Raw genomic sequence first — 20,327 nt, 5'->3', positions numbered from 1 at the left:
TAATGTGGCTGTTATTAAGGAAATTACTCGTATCTTAATAACAGCATTTTTTTTACAGCAATTTTTAATAATAGTTTGTCATATACATGGAAGAAGATCAAATACCACAAGAACTGGAGGTAAGTCCCGCCACAGAAACATCGCTGGACGAAAATGTTCATCATGTTAATAATCCGGTATTGGATTTACCGCATATTGAAAAAAAATATCTGGGAGCAGCTACATCTTATGTGAAGCAGAAAGACGGGTACGTCTTTACAGATGGTAGTGCAAAAGTGGAGATAAAAGTTGTCAGTGATGAGATCATTCGTGTCAGACTGGCACCAAAAGGATCTTTTCTGGAAGACTTTTCATACGCAATCTCAGATATCAATCAGCACTCAGCGCTTTTCGATATTGAAGAAGATGAAAATTTTTACTGCGTCAAAACAAATATGGTCCGTTGTAAGATTCAGAAGAAAGACTTTTTGATTTCTTTTGAAGATCACAACAGTAAAATCGTTAATGCAGATTATTCTTCCATGCACTGGGAAGAGAATGCAGATTTTGGAGGGTACTATGTCTACTGTACCAAACATGCTTTTGATCAGGAGGTATTTTTCGGAGCAGGAGATAAGGCTACAAACCTTAATCTGCGTGGCAGACGGATACAAAACTGGAATTCGGACACCTACTCTTATGCTTTTAATCAGGATCCTTTATATAAAACGATTCCGTTTTATATCGGTGTGAATGATGGGGATGCATATGGTATTTTCTTCGACAATACATTCAAGACATATTTTGATTTTGCAGCCGAACATCAGGAAAGAACCAGTTTCTGGTCTGAGGGAGGTGAACTGCAGTATTATTATATCCATGGTCCTCATATGATGGATGTCGTAAAGCGGTATCATAGTATTACCGGTACGCATTATATGCCCCCACTTTGGGCAATAGGTTATCACCAGTGTAGATGGAGCTATTATCCTGAAAATATGGTGAGAGAAGTTGCAAAACAATTCAGACAACGAAATATTCCGTGTGATGCAATCTATCTTGATATAGATTATATGGATGGTTACCGTTGTTTTACCTGGAATAAACATTACTTTCCAAATCCGAAGAAAATGATTTCAGATCTGGCTTCTAATGGTTTTAAGACTGTTGTGATGATTGATCCGGGTATCAAGGTGGATGATAGCTATTGGGTATTTAAAGAGGGACAAGAGAAAAAATACTTCTGCCGCAGAGGTGATGACTATTTTATGGAGGGTTTTGTGTGGCCGGGACGTTGTCAGTTTCCTGATTTTACAAATCCAAGTGTACGCGAGTGGTGGGGAGGACTTTATAAAGGTCTGGTAGAGGATGGAGTAGCCGGATTCTGGAACGATATGAATGAGCCTGCAGTATTCGGAAGAGGTACATTCCCGGATGATGTACGTCATTATTATGAGGGACATCGCGGATCACATCGTAAAGCTCATAATATCTATGGAATGCAAATGGTTCGTGCAACATATGACGGACTCAAAAAACTTTATCAGAACAAACGCCCGTTCACGATTACACGTGCGGCGTACTCAGGTACACAGCGGTATTCATCTGTATGGACCGGAGATAATATTGCGACCTGGGAACATCTTAAGATAGGAACACTGCAATTGCAGCGTCTGTCCGTATCGGGACTTTCTTTCTGCGGAACGGATATCGGTGGATTTACAGGAGAGCCTGATGGCGAACTGTATACCCGCTGGATGCAGTTTGGTGTATTTTCTCCTTTTATGAGGGTACACTCTGCCGGTGATACGCGCGACCGTGAGCCCTGGAGTTTCGGTGAAGACTGGGAAAAGATCAATAAGAAATTTATTGAATTAAGATATAAGTTATTGCCTTATATATATTCCGTGTTTTGGGAACAGCATAAGTATGGTCTTCCAATACTGAGACCGGTATCGATGCTGGAACAGCATATTCCTAAAAATCTGCAACGTCAGGAGGAATTTGCTTTTGGGGATAAGATTCTGGTTTCTCCGGTTCTCCATCCCGGTCAGAAAGAAAAAATCGTCTATCTGCCGGAAGGAAACTGGTACTATTATTTTGATAACACTGGATTTGCAGGAGGACAGGAGTATAATATTGAGACTCCGCTTGATGAAATGCCGGTATTTATCAAAGCAGGAAGTGTGATCCCCGAATATCCTGTGATGCAGTATACAGGAGAGAAAAAACTCGAACACCTTCAACTGAATGTCTATTATACAGCAGGAGAAGAAGATTCTTATATCTATGCGGATCATGGTGATACTTTCGCTTATGAGCAGAATATTTATTCTGAAAAACATTTTATAGTTGACGGTACACAATCTTTGCTGACCATTACACAACATGTAGAAGGATTACACTCTGAACGGTTCGATGATTTTCACATCTATTTAATAGGATTACCTCAGGAGCCCGTATCAGTTATTCAGGATGGACTGGAGATCAAAATACAAAGGGACAGTGAAAACCGTCTTTTTGTAATAGTTGAAAAAGAATTTAGAAAATTGATTATTCAATAATGTAATCCAAACTGATTATGAGCCAACCGGTAGAAGTTTATTCGCTGTTTACGAACTATGATGTCAGCCTGTTTCGTGCAGGAAAGCTATATAAGCTCTATGAAAAATTCGGATCCCATGTACTTACGGTAAGTCATGTAGAGGGTGTGTATTTTTCCGTCTGGGCTCCAAATGCCCGTAAGGTATCCGTTATCGGAAACTTTAACGGCTGGAATCCCCATAGCCACAGCTTATTTGTGCGTTGGGACGGCAGCGGAATATGGGAAGGTTTTATTCCCAAAATAGGAAACGGTGAGGTTTATAAATATCATATAGAAGCAAATTCCGGAGAAATCCTCGAAAAAGGTGATCCCTATGCTTTACAATGGGAAATACCGCCAAGTACAGCTTCTGTTGTATCGACTAACTGGTATGAGTGGGATGATGAGGACTGGATGCAGAAACGATATGTAAATAACGGACTTAATCAGCCTTTTTCGGTATACGAAATGCATTTAGGATCCTGGATGCGAGATCCTGAAGATCCGGCTCGTTTGCTGAATTACAGAGAGATTGCTGATAAGCTGGTTCCATACATTACAGAATTGGGATTTACCCATGTCGAATTTCTTCCTGTCATGGAGCATCCGTATTACCCTTCATGGGGGTATCAGATCACCGGTTATTATGCTGCTTCATCGAGATACGGAAGTTCGCAGGATTTGATGTACCTGATTGAGCAGTTGCATAAAAGCGGTATCGGGGTTATTATGGACTGGGTGCCTTCCCATTATCCGGGAGATAGTCACGGACTACACCGTTTTGATGGAACACATTTGTATGAGCATGAAGATCCGCGTAAAGGATTCCATCCGGACTGGAAGTCTCATATTTTTAATTACGGCCGAAATGAAGTACGGGCATTTCTGATCAGTAATGCGATTTACTGGCTGGAACGGTTTCATATTGATGGTATACGTGTGGATGCTGTAGCTTCTATGCTTTACCTGGATTATTCGAGAGAAGAAGGGGAGTGGATACCGAATGAATTTGGCGGAAGGGAAAATCTGGAAGCCGTAGATTTTCTGAAAGAATTTAATGAGGCTGTTTACAGCCACTTTCCTGATGTGCAGACCATTGCTGAAGAATCTACCTCCTGGCCAGGTGTCAGCAGACCTACGTATACCGGAGGTCTGGGGTTTGGGATGAAATGGATGATGGGGTGGATGCATGATACTCTGAGTTATTTTAAAGAAGATCCTGTAAACCGAAAATATCATCACCATAAGATGACATTTGCTACAGTATATGCTTATCATGAAAATTTTATGTTGCCACTTTCACATGATGAAGTAGTGCATGGCAAGCAGTCTCTGATTTATAAAATGCCAGGTGATGAATGGCAGAAATTTGCCAATCTACGTGCATTATATCTGTACATGTTCACATTCAGTGGTACCAAGCTCCTGTTCATGGGAGATGAGTTTGCACAGACGCAGGAATGGAATGTAGAGCAGTCGCTGGACTGGCATCTGTTGGATTATGCTCCACATAAGGGAATGAAATCATTTGTAGCAGACCTGAACGCCTTTTATAAAAATCATTCCGCCTTGTATCAACGAAGTTTTGAGCATTCCGGATTTCATTGGATAGAATTAGGGGATGCAGATCAGTCTGTCTTTGTATATGCTCGTAAGGGTTATGACGAGGAAGATCAGATCCTTGTTGTCCTGAATCTGACACCAGTGGTCAGACCGGCATTCCGTATAGGTGTGCCATTGGCCGGAGAATGGGAAGTTGTTCTCAATTCGGACGACCTTAAATATTTTGGAAGCGGAGCTTCCGTGCATACAACAGCTTCGGAGCACCTTTCCTGGATGGGACAGTTGTATTCTATTACGGTGGATCTTCCTCCTTTATGCGGAGTAGCGCTGAAAAGAAAAACTGTTGTCAAAGATGCTCCAATAGCTAAAATGTTGTCTTCAAGAAGTCCGGTTGTTTGATTTTTTTAATTTCTAAAGATTATGATGAATGTTATTCACCTGAGTGTTGAGTGCTATCCTGTGGCCAAAGTAGGAGGGCTGGCAGATGTGGTGGGAGCATTGCCCAAATACCAGAACCGGTTAGGTATCCATGCGTCTGTGGTCATGCCATGGTATGATAAACCCTTTATTCTGCAACACTCTTTTGCTGTGATTGCGACTGGTATGTTCGCAATGGGATCTGCAAAGATAGCCTATGAGATTTGGAAAGAACAGGACCAGGTGTTGGGGTATGAACTTTATATGATTCGGATACCGGGATATCTGGACCGTGCAGATGTGTACGGATATGCTGATGAGGGAGAACAGTTTATTGCCTTTCAACATGCCTTTCTGGACTGGTTGATTCAATCTGGTCAGACTCCGGATGTAGTGCATTGCCATGATCATCATGTAGGTCTTATTCCATTTTTGATGCAGTGGGGTAATGATTTTGAACGTTTACGCGAAGTCAAAACAGTCGTTACTGTGCATAACGGACAATATCAGGGATGGATGAATTGGAATAAAGGTATTCTTTTACCGGCTTTTGATACATGGAAATGGGGGCTTCTGGATTGGGATGGAGTTATTAATCCTTTGGCTGCAGCTATCAAATGCTGTACAGCATTCACGACTGTTTCTGAGGGATATCTCCGTGAACTCTATACAGATGCCAATGGCCTGCAGTCACTATTTGCAGATGAATCTGGTAAAGGATATGGCATTGTCAATGGAATTGATACCGAAATCTGGGATCCGCAAACGGATCCGGCTGTTAAAGTTCATTTTCAGGCCAGAAATGTAACCTCCGGGAAAAAGGCAAATAAAGAATCCTTTTGTAAAGCCTATGGATTAGATCCTAAAGTGCCTTTACTGGTGTTTATAGGCAGGTTTGCAACCGAAAAGGGTGCAGATTTATTAAATGAGATTATTGTTAATTTATTTGAGGTTAAAAACGAAAAATTAAGTATATTTATTTTAGGTTCCGGCGATCAGGAAATCAGAGCATCGTTAGAAGGATTAACAGGTCATTATGAAGGACGTTTTGCCGCGTTTTTCGGTTATGATGAATCTCTTGCACATTGGGTCTATGCATCAGCCGATTTGTTGCTTATGCCATCGCGTGTTGAACCTTGCGGACTTAATCAGTTATATTCACTGCGGTACGGTACTGTGCCAGTAGTGAGGGCAATTGGCGGACTCAAGGATACTGTCGTTGATATTACCGCTGAGGAAGGTTATGGTATTTCATTCGATGAGGCAACAGTAGAAAGTGCAATAGAGGGTATAGAACGTGCTATCCTTTTTGCGGAAGACAAAGCCCGGTTCGATAAGAACAGGAAGAAAATAATGTCCCTTGATTTTTCATGGGACTCATCGGCTAAAAAATACATTCATTTATATAACCAGATAAATAAATAGATTATGTTGCCAAAAGTCGTATCCATAGTATTGGGCGGAGGACGTGGTACGCGTCTTTTTCCCCTGACCGATGAACGGTCCAAACCAGCTGTTCCGATTGCCGGCAAATATCGCCTGGTAGATATTCCTATTTCGAACTGTCTGAATTCAGGGTTTATACGAATTTTCGTATTGACCCAGTTTAATTCGGCTTCGCTGAATAAGCATATCAAGAACACATACATTTTTAGCGGCTTTAGCAAAGGTTTTGTAGATATCCTGGCTGCAGAGCAAACAAATGAAGGTGATCGCTGGTACGAAGGTACTGCCGATGCCGTAAGACGATCGCGCAAGTATTTGCAAAATGTAGATTACGATTATGTGCTTATTCTTTCCGGAGATCAGCTTTACCAAATGGATTTTTCGGAGCTCATTGATTTTCACATTCAAAACAAAGGAGAGGTTACTCTTGCTACCATTCCGGTATCCAAAAAAGATGCTCCGGGTTTTGGTATACTGAAAGCAAATGAGCGGAATGAAATTACTTCTTTTATTGAAAAACCAAGTACTGAATTACTTCCGAGCTGGACTTCTGAAGTGAGTGATAATATGAAAGCGCAAGGGCGTAATTATCTGGCTTCTATGGGTATTTATGTGTTTTCAAAAGGAATTCTAAATCAGTTGCTGAATGAAAACCCGGGAATGGACTTCGGTAAGGAAATTATTCCAGACGCCATTGGACAGAAAAATGTTTTAAGCTATCAGTACGACGGATACTGGACAGATATCGGTACAATTGATTCTTTCTTCGAAGCTAATATCGGATTGACAGATGACATTCCTTTATTTAACCTCTTTGACAAGAACACAATTTTTTCAAGAGCGCGGATGTTACCTCCTTCCAAGATTTCGGGTACTACGGTGATCAATAGTATCGTAGCAGACGGATGCATAATAGTCGCTGAAAGTCTGGAGAAATCTGTTATCGGCATACGTTCCAGAATAGGAAAAGGAACCAGGTTACATTCGACCTATATGATGGGCTGTGATTATTATGAACATCTGACCGAGGTTATTGAGTTGACAAACACCCAGGCGCCACCACCAGTAGGAGTTGGTGAGAACTGCCATATTGAAAAAGCTATTCTTGATAAAAACTGTAGGATAGGAAATGATGTTTATATAAAAGGAGGTACGCATTTACCGGATGGAGATTTTGATACCTATACTATTCGTGACGGGATTGTAGTGGTAAAGAAAAATGCAATAATTCCTCACGGTTTTAAAATAGGATAAGGTAACTGGGGAGATTATCCTGAAGTAAGCATAACTTTTTTATACATAAACATTTATAATTAAATACTACCTATGATAGATGCTGAAAAAATATTAAAGGAAGAGCAGATGTATTTCGCTAAAGAAATCATCTGCAACATTCCTTGTCATATCGGATATGTCAAAAGATTCCGCTGGCGATGGATGGCTACACAGCTGAATACTTTTGTATTTATTGCAGAAGTGAATGGTACTATGACGCAACTGATGATGAGATCCTTTGCAAAGGCATGTTATGATTATGCTATTCATAATAATAAAGGCTGGCCCAGAGGATTACAGTCCGGAGTTGGCGCTATAGCTATTCTGGTTGGTGATGAGATAACACAAGATGGAGCGGCATATTGTATGGCTGACCCTAATGCACATTTCTCTGCTTTTGAAGTTCCGGTAGCTTATCTTAAAAAATATAAGCAGCCTGTTCACTTCAGAGGAACTCAGATTTGGGGAGCGATATATTACCCGTATTTCTCTGAAATAATCAGGCGTATATGTGGAAAACTTGCCGCCAATCAGCCTCAGGAATCAATGCCGCCACCATTGCCATCTGCAGATCAGGGACAACAATAGGCTCAGCAGCTTCTGTTTTTGACAGGACAAAAAAAACGCCATTTCAACCGGGAAAGAATGCTAAAATATGCGTCTTATTTTAGTAAACTGTTCCGCAGGCCGAGATGGCGAAAAGTTATAACAGGTACTTTTCAGTACCTTTTTTGTTTTTAGCTAAGTTTAGATAAAGCTTCCTTAATTCTTCTCAGAGCTTCTTTCAGGTTTTCATCTGAAGCAGCATATGAAAGACGGATATAATTATTGTTTCCGAATGAATCACCACCTACTGTAGCGACATGTCCTTCATTTAAAAGATACAATGCCAGATCTGCAGAATTTTGAATAACATTCCCGTTACCGTCTTTTTTTCCAAAGAAAGAACTGATTTCAGGGAAGAAGTAAAATGCACCCTGAGGAAGATTTGTTTTTACTCCCGGAATATCATTCAACAGGTCATACACTAGCTGACGTCTGCGCGCAAACGCTTCTTTCATCTTATTTACACTTTCCAGCCCACCTTCGTAAGCGGCGATACCTGCACGTTGTGAAATAGAACAAGTACCTGAAGTGGTCTGTCCCTGCATTTTATCATTAGCTGCAGCTATCTCTTTGTTTGCGGCTATATATCCAAGACGCCATCCGGTCATCGCAAATGCTTTTGAAAAACCATTAACTACGATTACTCTGTCTTTAATGCTCTCAAATTGCGCTATAGATTCGTGCTGATCAACAAAATTGATATGCTCGTAGATTTCATCTGATATAATGTAGATTTCAGGATGTTTTTCAAATACCGCTACCAAACCTGCCAGCTCTTCTTTGCTGTATACTGAACCAGTCGGGTTACATGGAGAAGAGAACATAAATACTTTTGATTTAGGAGTGATTGCTGCTTCTAACTGGGCAGGCGTAATCTTGAAATCCTGATCAATTTCAGTATCTATAAATACGGATTTTCCTTCAGCTAATACAACCATTTCAGAGTAAGAAACCCAATATGGAGTAGGGATGATCACCTCATCGCCCGGATTGATCAACGTCAGTAATACATTTGATAGAGATTGTTTAGCCCCTGTAGAAACTACAATCTGCGAAATATCATAATCCAGGTTGTTCTCATTTTTCAATTTATTGACAATTGCTTGTCTTAGTTCGGGATATCCCGGAACAGGAGAATAACGTGTATAGTTTTCGTCAAGAGCTTTTTTAGCAGCTTCTTTAACATTGTCTGGCGTATTGAAATCCGGTTCTCCAACACTTAAACTGATGACATTGACTCCTTTTGCAGCTAATTCACGACCAAGTTTTGTCATTTTTAGCGTAGCTGATTCGGATAAATTATTAATCCTATCTGATAAAATTGATGTTGTACTCATGGTATCACAAAGATATTATATAGAATGCAAATAATGGGTTAATTTCTTGAAAAAAGAAAAACAAATTCAGGAAATTTTATCAAAATCTATAATTATGAGCTGAAACTTAAGAAATATAAAATAACCCGTAGTTTTGTTTACTCAAAAATGAGAATCAGGACAGCTGATTTTCTGTAAATTTAGCACAGATTCTTTAATCGATAATCCTGCAATTTAAAATATGCGGATTAGAAGATGTACTAATATTATATAATCCAAAGCTGCGTATGCCGATAAGGTGATTTTTAATAAAAAATCTTAAATGATGTCCAGAGAAAAGAGATTAGTACTTCTGTCCTTGCTGACAGGTCTTGTGCTGATGCTGATAAAGTTTACCGCTTATCTAATTACAGATTCGAATGCAATATTTACAGATGCTGCAGAAAGTATCGTGAATGTGGTCGCATCGGGCTTTGCATTTTACAGTATCTATCTGTCTGCAAGGCCCAGAGACGAAAACCATCCTTACGGACATGGAAAAGTAGAGTTCTTCTCCGTCTTTGTTGAAGGCGGACTCATCTTTATTGCGGGGCTCATAATTCTTGTTAAGGCTGTTTACAATCTTTTCTTTCCCAATGAATTGCTCAATCTTTCGGAAGGTATTGGATTGATCGCAGTAACTGGCCTGGTCAATTTTATTGTAGGTCTTTACCTTGTTAAAAGAGGACGATTGCTCAAATCCCTGACTATTGAGGCGGACGGAAAACATCTGCAGGTCGATGCATACAGCACATTTGGTCTCCTTGTTGGTCTTTTGCTTATCACCTGGACTCACATGGCCTGGTTAGACAGTGTCATCTCTTTATTATTAGGTGGATTTATTTTATTTAACGGTTACCGGTTGTTACGAAAGTCAATTGGCGGCTTGATGGATGAATCGGATCTTGAACTGGTCAATGAGGTCGTAGATACATTGAATGCCGTCAGGCGTACAGAATGGATAGATATTCACAACCTGAGGGTACAGCGTTATGGAAATGAGCTGCATGTGGACTGTCACCTGACACTGCCCCGATATTATAAACTGGATAGGGTACACGACGAGATTTCAGCTCTGGACACCATCGTAAATGCTAAATTATCTACCCGGACAGAATTTTTTGTACATGCAGATCCTTGTCTTCCTGAATGTTGCAGCTATTGCTCAATAGCAGATTGCCCTGTACGATCAGTTGCATTTGCCCATGATATACAATGGGATATTCAAAATGTAACCCGAAATAAAAAGCATTTTGAGAGCATAACCCCTTCATAAAAATCACTTGTAGGGCGGGTAAAAGCAGGCTATTGTAAAAAAATCTTATTATACACGATCTTTTGGGAGCTAAATATGCTGTGAAAAAAGTATCTTTGCTGTTTAAAAAGCGATTTTAAAATCTTATATGAAGCATATTCGTAATTTCTGTATTATTGCCCACATTGACCATGGTAAGAGTACATTGGCAGATCGATTACTGGAGTTTACAAACACCATTAGTCAACGTGAGGCGCAAGCACAATTGCTTGATAATATGGATCTTGAGCGTGAGCGTGGGATTACCATCAAGAGTCATGCGATTCAGATGAATTATAAAAAAGACGGTGAGGAGTATATTCTAAACTTAATTGATACTCCCGGACACGTCGATTTTTCCTATGAAGTTTCCCGATCGATAGCAGCCTGCGAAGGTGCATTACTGATCGTAGATGCTTCTCAGGGTATTCAGGCACAGACCATTTCCAATCTTTACCTAGCATTGGAACATGATCTGGAAATCATTCCTATCTTAAATAAAATGGACTTACCGGGTGCTATGCCTGAGGAAGTTAAAGACCAGATCATTGATCTGATCGGAGGAAACAGAGAGGATATTATTCCTGCATCCGGAAAAACCGGATTGGGAGTTCCTGATATTTTAGAAGCTATCGTAAAACGTGTACCTGCTCCGGTTGGAGATCCGGACGGACCTTTACAGGCATTAATCTTTGACTCGGTATTCAACTCTTTCCGTGGTATCATGGCCTACTTTAAAGTGGAAAACGGAGAGATCCGTAAGGGTGACCGTGTTAAGTTTATCGCTACCGGCAAAGAATATTTTGCGGATGAAATCGGGACATTAAAATTGAATCAGGTTCCTAAGGATGTCATCAAAACAGGTGATGTAGGCTATATTATTTCAGGTATCAAAGAAGCCCGCGAGGTGAAGGTGGGGGATACGATCACACACAGAGATCGTCCGAGTCCGAATGCCATTCAGGGATTTGAAGAGGTTAAACCAATGGTTTTTGCCGGTATTTACCCTGTAGATACAGAAGACTACGAAGAGTTACGCGAATCTATGCACCGTTTGCAGTTAAATGATGCTTCTCTGGTATTTGAACCGGAATCTTCTGCAGCACTTGGTTTTGGTTTCCGTTGTGGTTTCCTCGGAATGCTGCATATGGAGATTATACAAGAACGTCTGGAACGCGAATTCGATATGACTGTTATCACGACAGTACCAAACGTATCGTATAAAGCCTATCTGACTAAAGATAATGAAGAAGTACTCGTTCATAATCCTTCAGATCTGCCTGATCCAAGTAAACTGGATGCTATTGAAGAGCCTTATATCAAAGCTAACATCATTACAAAGGCAGAGTTTGTCGGACCCATTATGTCACTTTGTATTCAAAAAAGAGGTGTCATTGTAAATCAGTCTTACCTGACGTCTGATCGTGTCGAATTAATATTTGAGATGCCGATGGGTGAGATTGTATTTGATTTTTACGATAAACTGAAAACTATTTCTAAAGGATACGCTTCATTTGATTATACTCAGATCGGGTACCGTACTTCGGATCTGGTCAAGTTGGATATCCGTCTGAATGATGAGCCGGTGGATGCTCTTTCTTCATTGATTCACAGATCAAACGCATACGATTTTGGTAAGAAAATCTGTGAGAAACTGAAAGAATTGTTACCACGTCAGCAATTTGAAATTCGAATTCAGGCTTCTATCGGAGCAAAAATTATTGCACGTGAGACCATCAGTGCCTTACGTAAAGACGTTACTGCCAAATGTTACGGAGGGGATATTTCCCGTAAACGTAAACTTTTGGAGAAACAGAAAAAAGGTAAGAAACGCATGCGTCAGGTAGGGAATGTCGAAATTCCGCAATCTGCATTTATGGCGGTGTTGAAATTAGATTAATAGCATCATAAAATCCTATTCCTATTATAACATGAATATTTTAGACGGAAAACTCGTTTCTGCAAAAATTAAAGAAGACATTAAAGCCGATGCTGCAGCTTTTACAGCTCAGGCGGGGCGTAAACCTCATCTGGTGGCTATTCTCGTTGGTAATGACGGCGGTAGTGAAACCTATGTGGCAAGTAAAATGCGCAATTGTGAACTTGTTGGTTTTGATTCGACGAATATCCGATACGATGTCGATATTACAGAAGCTGAACTGATTGCCAAAATTCAGGAGATCAATTCGGATGATACAATTGACGGACTGATTGTTCAATTACCTTTGCCAAAGCATATTGATCCGGACAAAATCACTGAAGCTATAGATTATCGTAAAGATGTGGATGGTTTCCACCCCATCAATCTGGGACGTATGCAGCGCAATTTACCTTGTTTTATTCCTGCTACTCCGTATGGTATTATGCTGATGCTCGATTATTATAAAATCGAAACAGCGGGTAAACATGCTGTGGTTGTAGGACGCAGTAATATTGTCGGTTCTCCAATGAGTATCTTACTTGCTCGCAATGCTAATCCGGGAAATTGTACAGTAACATTGACACATAGCCGTACCAAAGATCTTAAAGCGGAGGTGCTTCGTGCTGATATTATCGTTGCGGCTATCGGGAAGAAGAATTTTGTGACAGCCGATATGGTTAAAGAAGGAGCTGTAGTGATAGATGTAGGTATTAACCGTGAAGATTCTACGGAGACAAAATCTGGTTTTAAACTGTTTGGTGATGTGGATTTTGAACATGTAGCACCTAAATCTTCCTGGATCACTCCGGTACCGGGCGGAGTAGGATTGATGACTATCGTCGGATTACTGAAAAATACATTAGAGGCTGCAAAGGGTAATATCTACCAAAAGTAAAATTTTTGGTACAGAAATTGTTCAATTTAGTCTTTAAACTAAATTAAATTGAATATGAAAAAAATTGCACTTTTAGCAGTAGTTGCTACAGCCCTGACTATGGCATCTTGTAATAATTCATCAAATCAGCATGCTGGACATGATCACGCAGATCACGATTCCATAACTGCAGGAGACCATGTAGATGCTGCAATTGCAGATTTGCAAAAAGCTGAAGCTGATGCAAAAGCAAAAGCTGAGCAGGCTAAAAAGGATTTAGATGATGCTATTGCCCGCGGAGACAAAAAAGCTGAAGAAGCTGCTCGTAAAGCATCTGAAGAAGCAAATACAGCTTGGGAAAAAACTAAAACAGCACTGAAAGATGCTGGTCAGGATATTAAAGAAGGATTAGACAAAGCGGCAGATGCTACAGGAAAAGCAACAAGTAATGCTGTTGAAGCTACTAAAGATGGTGCCAATAAAGCAATAGCTGAAACAAAAGAAGCTGCTGAAAAAGTTGGAGATGCAACTAAAAAAGCAGCCAGCGATGTAGAAAACAAAGCTAAAAAAGTAGGTGAAGCCTTAAAAAACTAAAATCAGTATAGATCATATTGATTATTAATTTTAATTGGAGCGTTTGATCTTTCGATCAAACGCTTTTTTGTGGAATAAATCCCGGCTGTACCTGATTTAATGGACATTTTTTCAATAATTTCATAGAATAATATACATATACGCTACAACTATATAACAGAACTAATGCGCATATTTTTGAAATTTGCAGTGTTCAAGTCGTAAAGATTAATATACATGACAGCAGATACTAAAACTCCGATTTATATTCCACTTGCAGATGTGGAAAGTGACCATGGCGCACTTATCATAGATAAGGAACTCGATAAAATTTCCGGTGTACAAACGCACAAGGTAGAATTAAATAATCAACGGGCTGTAATTACAGCCAATAACCCTGATATTGTAAATAAGTCTGTTTCGGCTATCCGGGACCTCGGATATGAGGTAATCACTACACGTAAAACATATCCTGTACTGGAAATGACCTGTGCATCATGTGCCTCCAGTGTGGAAAGTTTATTGAAATACCTGCCCGGTATAGTCCGTGCAGATGTAAATTTTGCGACCACTTCTGTGGCAGTTGAGTATTTTCCCAATATGACTAACCCCGAACAAATACAAAAAACTGTTCAGGCAGGAGGGTATGATCTTTTGATAGAAGAGGAGGACAATCAGGCAGAAACGCTTGAGGAGATTCACCAGGAAAAGTTTAAAAAATTAAAAGGGAAAACGATAGGAGCAGCTATTATAACTCTGCCTGTAGTCATTATCGGTATGTTTTATATGGATATGCCTCATGCTAATCCGATTATGTGGCTTCTTTCTACTCCGGTCGTCCTGTGGTATGGCAAAGATTTTTTCATTAATGCCTGGAAACAAGCGAAGCATCGTTCTGCCAATATGGATACTCTGGTTGCCCTGGGGTCAGGAATTGCTTACATTTTCAGTGTATTTAATACTGTATTCCCATCCTTTTGGACAGATAAAGGCATTCATGGTCATGTCTATTTTGAAGCGGCAGCCGTCATTGTGACTTTTATTCTGCTGGGAAGATTACTGGAAGAGAAAGCTAAGGGTAATACCTCGTCCGCTATTAAGAAGCTAATGGGTTTGCAACCTAAGACCGTCACTATAATCCGGGAAAACGGAGAGCAAGAAGTAACTCCAATCGCCAATGTACAGGTAGGTAATATTCTGCTCGTCAAACCGGGTGAACAGGTTGCTGTAGACGGACTGGTGATCAGCGGACAGTCTTATGTAGATGAAAGCATGCTGAGCGGAGAACCTGTTCCTGTAAATAAACAGGAAAATGAACCTGTATTTGCCGGAACAATTAACCAGAAAGGTAGCTTTCAGTTTAAAGCAGAGAAAGTTGGTTCGGAAACGATGCTGGCGCAGATCATCCGTATGGTACAGGAAGCACAGGGTAGTAAAGCTCCGGTACAAAAACTGGTGGATAATATCGCAGGGATCTTTGTCCCGATTGTAATTACGATCGCTATTATTGCGTTCATCACCTGGATTCTTGTCGGTGGAGATAACGGTTTTTCACAGGGACTAATCGCCTTAGCTACGGTGTTGGTGATTGCATGTCCTTGTGCACTGGGTTTAGCGACACCTACAGCTATTATGGTGGGAATAGGCAAGGGCGCCGAAAAAGGGATATTGATTAAGGATGCTGTAAGCCTTGAACTGGCTAAAAAAGTAACCGCTGTGGTGTTGGATAAAACGGGTACAATCACTGAGGGTAAACCTGTAGTCACTGACAGTCTTTGGTATACCGAAGATCAGCATATCAGACAAGTGTTGCTTAGCATAGAAAAACAATCTGAACATCCGTTGGCAGATGCTGTCGTCAAGCATCTTGCAGATACGACTACGTTGACAATCTCGGATTTCGACAGTATAACCGGGAAAGGAGCTAAAGCGAGCTACCAGCGTATGGCTTACTATGTAGGTAATCGTAAACTGATGCAGGAGAAAGGAATCCTTATCCCGGAAGATATTGCTGAAACTGCAGATAAATGGAGTAAGGAATCGAAAACGGTGATTTGGTTTTCGGATGAGCAACGTATCCTGGGACTCTTTGCAATCGCAGATCAGATCAAGGAAACATCCATTCAAGCTATTCAGGAGTTGAAACAGGCTGGTATAGCCGTGTATATGCTCACCGGAGACAACGAGGCGACAGCTAAGGCTATTGCAGCAGCTACAGCTATTACTTCATATAAAGCGGAGGTACTTCCGCATGAAAAAGCTGAATTTGTAAAGCAGCTTCAGCAACAGGGTAAGATCGTCGCTATGGTGGGTGATGGAATTAATGATAGTACAGCACTCGCTCAGGCAGATGTCAGTATAGCGATGGGTAAAGGAAGTGATATCGCAATGGATGTGGCTAAGATGACCATTATATCTTCAGATCTTACCAAGATCCCGGAAGCGATCCGTCTTTCCAGACAAACGGTGGCTACAATCCGTCAGAATTTGTTTTGGGCATTTATCTACAACGTTATCGGTATCCCATTGGCAGCGGGCGTGTTATATCCTGTAAACGGCTTTTTACTCAACCCGATGATTGCAGGAGCTGCAATGGCACTCAGCAGTGTGAGTGTGGTAAGTAACAGTCTTCTGCTGAAAATGAAAAAATAATATTATACATCATTACCATAATGATGTACATCAGAATACATAAATAGTTGCGAAATTTGTAGTACAAGAATAAATTAAAATACTCATGAACGATACATTAAAATTCAAAACCAATATCAAATGTAATAGCTGTGTTGCTAAGGTGACTCCATTTTTAGATGCAGAGAAAGGTATAAAGCAGTGGCAGGTGGATACTTCTACAGCAGATAAGATACTTACAGTAGAAACAAATGGTATGACCGAAACTGAAATTAAAAACGCAGTTGAAAAGTCAGGTTTTAAAATCGAGTCCGTCTCCTAAAAAAATTCCGGTGGTTTGTTGAATCGTATGGAGGTGTTTTAAAAAAACATTCTCCATACTTTTTTTATAAGGCTTTTGTCTGTTTAATGTGGAACTGTTGTACAAAGTTCAATCAGAAAACCATCTGGATCTCTCAGATACACCACCTGTTGTCCCCATGGTTTGGATGTAAGGGGAGAGACCACAGTAGCACCGGCAGAGATTGCCTTTTCAAGTATTTCTTCGATTTCGTTCGTAATAAACCCTATTTCGATACCAAAAGGTTTTGCTTGCATATTCGCTTCGATAAACCCTTCAGGAAGATTGGAGTTAGCTAATTCTCTGGAAGCGAAAGACAAGGTTGTTTCTCCGGTAAGCAGTTCTGCGTAATCATGCTGAGGAGTAATGAATTTTCGTTCCAGTCCAAAAGCTTTTTCATAAAACTGAATTGATTTTGTAACGTCAGATACGTAAAGTATTGTATAACCTAATTTTACCATATGGAATTACTCAAAATAAATGAACCTTAAAATTAGATAATAAAATCTAAAACTACCGGAACATTGTGTGAAACAGCTAAAAGATATTACCTCTTTAACTGGCTTGGGGCAATTCCGAATCTTCGTTTGAATGCAACTGTAAAGTGTTGAGGATTTTTGTAGCCGACAGCGTCAGCAACTTCACCGATGTTCATATGTTGATCCCGGATCATTTTACGTGCCTCTTCCATCTTGGTATCATTCCAAAAGCCAAAAACTGTCGTGCCAAATAATTCCTTAAATCCTTTTTTTAATAAAAAATCATTTGTACCTACTATCCTTGCCAGGTCTGTGAGACTATAGGTCTGATCCATGTGTTGCAGAATAAATTCTCTAACAGCATATATTTTTTCAATATCTGACTTTTTGAGTGAGGAATGTGAAGAATTGCCTGAATTCATCTGTTCCAGCTGTAAAAGCAGGAGTTCGATGACTTTTGCCTCGAGAAACATTCGCTTAAAAATTCCTTTGCGGTCACAGTTGATGATTTCCTGAATGATCTGTAACATCTCCAGATTGATGAGGTTATTATGTTTATGGAAAAATGTAGAACGCCCGGTTGCAATGGCATTATGAAAGTAATTGAACAGGGAGCCTTCTTCAGGTAAGTAACGTTTGAAAAAGGAAGGATGAAGGTTGATTTCAAATACCTTTAAATTCTGTTGTTCCCATTGAATCTGACCGGATATATTATTGGCGTAAATAATATTATGCTGATTGCTGCTGAAATTAAGATGATGCTGAATATCTTCTGAAGAAGTGATACTGTCACCACTTAATGTAAAGTGCATCTCGACTGTTTCAAAATCACTTTCAAAATGGATTCTGGTTTTTTTTGCGAGCGCAATATCTCCGTATCCGATATGAATACCATCAAAATACACTTCTTTATAAAAACCTTTTCCAAAAAGATTATCAATATACAGACACTCTTCTTTCATATGTGGGTCTGAGGCGTGATGTGCATTGGGATAGTCCTTGTGTAGTACAAGATCCGGAATGTCATCTGCATAGAGGTTTAGGACCATATTGTTTGTATAAAAAATGTACTAATCGGCAAATTAATCCGTCATACGGCATTTTTACTCCCTGATGCGTAATGAACAGGATAACCTGAAATAATACCTTTGCAAAGGTATAAAATTATTTAGAATCTATCTAAATAAACTAAGGCGGATTAGTTATATAAAAATTAAATCAAACATGGATACAGCTGCAAAAGCGAAAAAAAAGGGAATTGTCCGGTTGCTGGAGATAGCGGGCAAAGAAAAGAAGCTATTGATTATTTCGGGTCTGTTGGCCATTTTACATGCACTATTGAGTCTGGTGCCCTATGTGCTTGTTTTTTATATTGTGCGGGAACTTACAAAAGATACAGTAGATTTTGGATCTTCTGGTCAGTATATACGTTATGCTATTCTTACAGCTGTGCTGAGTATGGCCGTTCTATATATTTCCGTTATCATCTCTCATCTTGCGGCCTTTAATATTCTTTTTGAATTAAGAAAATTCATGATTGCTAAGATCGGAAAACTTCCGATTGGTTATCTTTTTAACCGAAGTTCGGGTGCTTTACGTAAAATACTGGCTGATGATGTGGAACGTATAGAGACATTTATAGCACATCAGATCCCTGATTTTGTAAAAGGCGTAACATTACCGGTTGTTACTATTTTCTTCTTGTTTACGCAGGACTGGAGATTGGCTCTCGTTAGCTTTATTCCGCTAATTATACTGGCAATATGGATTCCCCGAGCATATGGCGGTCAGAACAAAGAACTTATCCGCAATTATCATCAATCGTTGGAAGATATGAATGCGGGTATAGTTGAGTATGTAGGTGCTATTCCGGTGATGAAGATATTCGGAACATCTGCAGAGACTTTTGAGAAATACGGGAATACGGTTCGTCGCTTTAATGCTTTTGTTGGTGAATGGATTAAAAGCAGTACACCGGCTTTTGCTGTTTTTATAAGTTTTGTGAGTAATGCGATGTTGCCCGTCCTGATTGCAGGACTGTATCTCTATTTCAATCATGGGGTTACTTTAGCGACTCTTTTGCTTTTTTTGATACTGGGTACCGGATATATCAAGCCATTGTTTGTCTTGAATAATATGGGAATGCAATTGTCTGTTATTAACCGTGGGGTAGAGCAGCTGGATGAATTGCTGGACGAAGACGGACTTCCTGAAAATGATGTTAAACAAAGTCCGCAAACATTTGATCTGGAATTTGAGCATGTTTCCTTTGCATATGATAATAAGATTCCGGTTTTAAAAGATATCAGTTTTAAAATTCCTGAAAATGCTGTTGTAGCTCTCGTTGGACCCTCAGGTGCAGGTAAGAGTACAGTAGGACAGCTTATAGCCCGGTTTTGGGATATCCATAGTGGCAGTATCCGTATCGGAGGAATAAATATCAAGGAATATCCTACAACACAGTTAATGGAGTTAGTCTCTTTTGTTTTTCAGGATAGTTTTATGTTTCAGCAGTCTATGTATGAAAATATTCGTATGGGGATGGATAAGACTCGTGAAGAAGTTATGCAGGCTGCAAAGGCAGCCCAGATTCATGAAGAAATATTGTCCCTTCCTGAAGGTTATGATACCTTATTCGGGCAGGATGGGGTACACCTTAGCGGAGGTGAACAGCAACGGATACAACTGGCACGGGCTATTCTTAAAAATGCACCGGTTCTGATTCTGGATGAGGCAACAGCTTTTGCAGATCCCGAAAGTGAGTATAAGATACAACAAGCTTTCAGTGAGCTGATTAAAGATAAAACGGTTTTGATAATCGCACACCGGCTCAGTACAATTACGGATGTGGATTCGATACTGGTATTTGATAAAGGCAACCTGACAGCAGAGGGTACTCATGAAGTATTGCTGCAGGAAAGTCAGCTTTATCAGCGGATGTGGAGTGCACATACCCGGGCCAGAGAATTTGTAATGTAATCGATAGCATG

General features: G+C 40.1%; 15 protein-coding genes. 12 read left to right on the top strand and 3 right to left on the bottom strand.

The window, feature by feature from the left end:
* Positions 1-86 precede the first annotated feature (86 nt).
* The 5 genes from B4B65_RS17870 (at position 87) to B4B65_RS17850 (ending at position 7,852) form a co-directional block, all read left to right on the top strand.
* The gene (locus B4B65_RS17870) at positions 87-2,543 is read left to right on the top strand and encodes a glycoside hydrolase family 31 protein (protein ID WP_293917502.1); all 2,457 of its coding nucleotides are present in this window, start codon (positions 87-89) and stop codon (positions 2,541-2,543) included.
* A gap of 17 nt (positions 2,544-2,560) precedes the next feature.
* The gene (gene glgB / locus B4B65_RS17865; RefSeq protein ID WP_293917500.1) at positions 2,561-4,525 is read left to right on the top strand and encodes a 1,4-alpha-glucan branching protein GlgB; all 1,965 of its coding nucleotides are present in this window, start codon (positions 2,561-2,563) and stop codon (positions 4,523-4,525) included.
* 21 nt (positions 4,526-4,546) lie between these two features.
* Positions 4,547-5,968 (top strand): glycogen synthase, encoded by a 1,422-nt coding sequence (locus B4B65_RS17860; protein ID WP_293917498.1) that lies wholly within the window; start codon positions 4,547-4,549, stop codon positions 5,966-5,968.
* 3 nt (positions 5,969-5,971) lie between these two features.
* Positions 5,972-7,243, top strand: a complete 1,272-nt coding sequence (locus B4B65_RS17855; protein WP_293917496.1) for a glucose-1-phosphate adenylyltransferase — start codon at positions 5,972-5,974, stop codon at positions 7,241-7,243.
* 72 nt (positions 7,244-7,315) lie between these two features.
* Complete coding sequence (locus B4B65_RS17850; RefSeq protein WP_201678714.1) at positions 7,316-7,852, top strand: hypothetical protein; 537 nt, start codon at positions 7,316-7,318, stop codon at positions 7,850-7,852.
* 149 nt (positions 7,853-8,001) lie between these two features.
* Here the strand turns inward: B4B65_RS17850 and B4B65_RS17845 are convergent, their stop codons facing one another.
* Positions 8,002-9,144 carry a pyridoxal phosphate-dependent aminotransferase gene (locus B4B65_RS17845; RefSeq protein ID WP_201681743.1) on the bottom strand — a complete coding sequence of 381 codons (1,143 nt, stop codon included), beginning with the start codon at positions 9,142-9,144 and terminating at the stop codon, positions 8,002-8,004.
* Positions 9,145-9,508: 364 nt separating this feature from the next.
* Between B4B65_RS17845 and B4B65_RS17840 the strand changes: the two genes are divergently transcribed.
* The 6 genes from B4B65_RS17840 (at position 9,509) to B4B65_RS17815 (ending at position 16,840) form a co-directional block, all read left to right on the top strand.
* Positions 9,509-10,501: a cation diffusion facilitator family transporter gene (locus B4B65_RS17840; protein WP_293917493.1), complete on the top strand. Its 993-nt coding sequence runs from the start codon at positions 9,509-9,511 to the stop codon at positions 10,499-10,501.
* A 127-nt stretch (positions 10,502-10,628) separates the two neighbouring features.
* A complete protein-coding gene (gene lepA / locus B4B65_RS17835) occupies positions 10,629-12,419 on the top strand; it encodes a translation elongation factor 4 (protein ID WP_115169131.1) in 1,791 nt (596 codons plus the stop codon).
* A 31-nt stretch (positions 12,420-12,450) separates the two neighbouring features.
* On the top strand, positions 12,451-13,335 hold the full coding sequence (locus B4B65_RS17830; RefSeq protein ID WP_201678717.1) for a bifunctional 5,10-methylenetetrahydrofolate dehydrogenase/5,10-methenyltetrahydrofolate cyclohydrolase: 885 nt from the start codon (positions 12,451-12,453) through the stop codon (positions 13,333-13,335).
* Positions 13,336-13,383: 48 nt separating this feature from the next.
* Positions 13,384-13,908 carry a hypothetical protein gene (locus B4B65_RS17825; RefSeq protein ID WP_293917489.1) on the top strand — a complete coding sequence of 175 codons (525 nt, stop codon included), beginning with the start codon at positions 13,384-13,386 and terminating at the stop codon, positions 13,906-13,908.
* Between the two features lie 216 nt (positions 13,909-14,124).
* Entirely contained in the window at positions 14,125-16,539 is a 2,415-nt protein-coding gene (locus B4B65_RS17820; protein ID WP_293917487.1) for a heavy metal translocating P-type ATPase, read from the top strand.
* Between the two features lie 85 nt (positions 16,540-16,624).
* Positions 16,625-16,840: a heavy-metal-associated domain-containing protein gene (locus B4B65_RS17815; RefSeq protein WP_293917485.1), complete on the top strand. Its 216-nt coding sequence runs from the start codon at positions 16,625-16,627 to the stop codon at positions 16,838-16,840.
* A gap of 83 nt (positions 16,841-16,923) precedes the next feature.
* On the opposite strand, the gene B4B65_RS17810 is transcribed toward B4B65_RS17815, so the two are convergent.
* A complete protein-coding gene (locus B4B65_RS17810; protein WP_293917483.1) occupies positions 16,924-17,319 on the bottom strand; it encodes a VOC family protein in 396 nt (131 codons plus the stop codon).
* Between the two features lie 86 nt (positions 17,320-17,405).
* Entirely contained in the window at positions 17,406-18,386 is a 981-nt protein-coding gene (locus B4B65_RS17805) for a helix-turn-helix transcriptional regulator (protein WP_293917481.1), read from the bottom strand.
* Between the two features lie 175 nt (positions 18,387-18,561).
* On the opposite strand from B4B65_RS17805, the gene B4B65_RS17800 reads away from it, so the two are divergent.
* Positions 18,562-20,316, top strand: a complete 1,755-nt coding sequence (locus B4B65_RS17800) for an ABC transporter ATP-binding protein (RefSeq protein WP_293917479.1) — start codon at positions 18,562-18,564, stop codon at positions 20,314-20,316.
* Positions 20,317-20,327 lie beyond the last annotated feature (11 nt).

Source organism: Sphingobacterium sp. UBA5789 (assembly GCF_002418355.1).
In the GTDB taxonomy this organism is placed as follows: Bacteria; Bacteroidota; Bacteroidia; order Sphingobacteriales; family Sphingobacteriaceae; genus Sphingobacterium.
This window is presented reverse-complemented; position numbering and strand designations above follow the sequence as displayed.